Origin of the sequence: Pseudomonas sp. K5002, assembly GCF_013386655.1 — a bacterium.
Lineage (GTDB): Bacteria > Pseudomonadota > Gammaproteobacteria > Pseudomonadales > Pseudomonadaceae > Aquipseudomonas.
This window is the reverse complement of record NZ_JACARK010000207.1, coordinates 1-3166: the sequence shown is the minus strand read 5'-3', so window position 1 is coordinate 3166 and position 3166 is coordinate 1. Positions and strand designations below refer to the sequence as shown.

Annotated in this window: 3 protein-coding genes and 1 pseudogene; 3 read left to right on the top strand and 1 reads right to left on the bottom strand. The window is 63.4% G+C overall.

The annotated features are described in order from the left end of the window. The 3 genes from HX846_RS11515 to HX846_RS11505 all read left to right on the top strand — a co-directional run. On the top strand, positions 1–152 hold a 152-nt coding region (locus HX846_RS11515), incomplete at its 5' end, for an ABC transporter permease (protein WP_372241979.1). Next, on the top strand, positions 145–1626 hold the full coding sequence (locus HX846_RS11510; RefSeq protein ID WP_008432459.1) for a TolC family protein: 1482 nt from the start codon (positions 145–147) through the stop codon (positions 1624–1626). The genes HX846_RS11515 and HX846_RS11510, both read left to right, overlap by 8 nt. Then, a complete protein-coding gene (locus HX846_RS11505) occupies positions 1616–2881 on the top strand; it encodes an efflux RND transporter periplasmic adaptor subunit (protein ID WP_178965413.1) in 1266 nt (421 codons plus the stop codon). Before HX846_RS11510 ends, HX846_RS11505 begins: the two co-directional genes overlap by 11 nt. A 103-nt stretch (positions 2882–2984) precedes the next feature. Here HX846_RS11505 and HX846_RS11500 read toward each other — a convergent pair. Then, positions 2985–3166 (bottom strand): annotated as a pseudogene (locus HX846_RS11500) (pyridine nucleotide-disulfide oxidoreductase); the annotation flags it as partial.

The following is a 3166-nucleotide window of genomic DNA, read 5'->3' as shown; positions in this document are numbered from 1 at the left end:
ATGCCAGGCTGTCCGGCTGGCAATTTTCCCTGGCGGTGGCCGCGCTGCCGCTCGGGGTCGGCAGCACGTTGCTGGTAGGGCTGTTTTTCGGGATCTATCCGGCGGTGTCGGCCTCGCGGCTGCAGCCGGTGGAGGCCCTGCGCGATGAATAAACGCCTGCTGTTGTTGACCGCCTTGGTAAGCCTGCACAGCGTGGCCGCCGACGTGGTGATTCGCCCCTCCGCGCCCAGTACCACCCGCAGTGGCTATGAACGCAGCGTGTCGCTGAATGCCCAGTCCACCACCCTGACCCTGGGGGATGCGGTGTACCTGGGCCTGCGCAACAACCCGGCGATTCGCAGCGCGTACCTGCAACGGGTGGCGCAGAAATTCGACCTGCGGGTGGCTGAAGACACGTTCAACCCCAAGCTGACCCTGAACAGCTACTACCGCACGACTAAAGGCACCGAAGACAGCTCCCGCAACGCTAACCTCGCGCCTAATGCCACCTTGCTCGGTGAGTACGGCACGCGCCTGAGCATGAACTGGACCCAACAACTGAACAACGCCGATCGCGCCGGACGCTACCGCAGCGACGGCCTCGACCTGTCGCTGATCCAACCGCTGATGCGCGGTGCCGGCTGGGACGCCACCACCGCCCCGCTGCGCCTGTCACGCCTGTCGGAACAGGCCAACCGCCTGAACCTCAAGGCCAACGTGGCGCAGACCATCAGCAACATCATCGCCACCTACCGCGAGTTGCTGCGAGCCCAGGAACAACTGAGCATCGTGCAGGACGCCCTCAAGCGCTCCGGCACCTTGCTTGAAGTGAACAAGGCGCTGATCAGCGCCGGGCGTATGGCCGAGTTCGAGATTGTGCAGACCGAAGCCGATATCGCCACCCAGCAACTGGGGGTGGAAGAAGCCCAGAACCAACTGGACACCAGCCGCCTGGCCCTGCTGCGCCTGCTGGCCCTCGACCTGTCGACACCGATCCGCGCCACCGAGGCCCTTGAAGCCAGGCCCATGGACATCGATAAACGCCAGGCTTTCGTGCTGGCGCAGAACCAGCAGCCGGAATACCTCGCCACCCTGCTCGGCAGCCAGCAGGCCGACCTCAACCTGGTGATCGCCAAGGACTCCGGCCGCTGGCAAGTGGACCTGGTGGCCGGTGCCAACCAGATTCGGGCCGCCACCAATGACGATAACGGCTACAACAGCAACCGGCGCTGGGACAGCTACGCGGGCGTGCAGGTGCAGATTCCCATCGGCGACATCAGCACTCGCCAGGCCGAGGTGCACGCGCGGGTCGATGTGGAAAACCAGGAGATCATCATCGCCGACGCCCGCCAGCAACTGGAGCGCGACGTCAACGATGTGGTGCGCGACCTGGGCACTCGCTGGCGCCAGTATGAAATTTCCCAGCGGGCGGTAGAGTTGTCCAAGCGCAAGATCGAAATCGAACGGGAAAAACTCAGCGCCGGGCGCTCCACGAACTTCCAGGTATTGAGTTTCGAAACCGACCTGCGCAACGCCGAGAACTCGCGGCTCAATGCGCTGATTGCCTATTTGAACGCCCAGACTCAGCTCGACTTGACCTTGGGCATGACGCTGGAAAGTTGGGAAATCGCCCTCAATGACTACTAATAAGAAGCGCCTGTTGGGCGCCGTGTTGATTGTGCTGGTGGCTGGCGTCGGCATTTCGCTGCTCAGCCGTCAAAGCCCGGCCGCCAACCAGCCCGGCAACGCCGAGCAGTGGCTGGCGGTGAAGGTCGACCCGCTGGTGCATCAGATCGGCCTGGTGGGCAAGATCGAGCCTGACACCACCATCACCCTCACCGCGCCGTTCGACGGTAATGTGCAGGCCAACCTGGTGGAACAGGGCCAGCGGGTCGAGGCCGGGCAGGTGCTGCTGCGCATGGACCCGGCCACCCTCGAAGTGCAACTGCGCGACGCCCTCTCCGCCCAGCTCAAGGCCCGGCGCACGGTGCAGGAAATGCAGGACTGGGACAGCGGCCAGCAAGTCGGGCGCGCCCGCCGCACCCTGCGCACTGCCGAAATGACCGCCAGCAACACCCAGCGCAAACTCACCGAAAGCGAAAACCTGTTCAAGCGCGGCATCATCCCGCGCAACGAACTCGACGACCTGAAACAACAGGCCACCCAGCAACAACTCGACCTGACGGCCGCCCGCGCTGAGCTGCAACAGACAGTTGAACAAGGCAAGGGCGAATACCGGCAGATCGCCGATATGGAGCTGACCAACGCCACCGTGAAATATGACGCCCTGCATACCCTGCTCGACGGCAAGGAAGTCAAGGCCCCGTTCTCCGGCATTGTGGTGCCGGCGCCGGGCAGTAATTCATCGACCCAGGGCGGCGGGGGCAATAACGCGCCGGTGCAGGCCGGGAGCAAGGTCAGCCAGGGCCAGGTGCTGTTTGGACTGGCGAATATCGAGAAACTGAAAATCGTCGCCAAGGTGTCGGAGCTGGACATCAACCAGTTGCACCAAGGGCAGACGGTGGAGGTGATGGGCGACGGGTTTGATGGGGAACGGCTGACGGGGTCGGTCAGCGTGGTCAGTGGCTTGGCGATTGCCAGCGACAGCCAGGGTAGCGCGCAGTTTCCGGTGACCCTGTCGATTCCCAAGCTGACCCCGCAACAGTTGCAACGGGTAAGGTTGGGGATGAGTGCGCGGTTGACCATTGTGACCTACAACAATGACCAGGCGATTGTCGTACCGGCCCAGGCGATCAGTCGCGGGGATGGGGTGATGACGGTGGAATATCGGGCAGCGATGGATAAACCGGTGGAGCGGGTGACGGTGACCACCGGGCAGTCGACGGCCCAGGGGGTTGAAGTGTTTGGGTTGAAGCCTGGGTTTGTGAAGGTCGGTCCATGAACCCGACCTGTAGGCGCTGGCTTGCCTGCGATAGCAATCTCTCAGTTGATAAAGATGCAGCTGACCCACCGCTATCGCAGGCAAGCCAGCTCCCACATTAGATTCATAGGTGTGCCAACCTCGCGGCCAGCGCCTTGGCCTGAATCGCGACATCCGTCACTGCGGTACTTTCCCACCACATCCCGCGCAACGGCGGGCCCATGGCAAACAGCCGCCGGCTGACATTCCCGTGGGCATCCAGCACCGCCCCCGACACATCCGCCGCAATCCCCAACGCCAACGGCC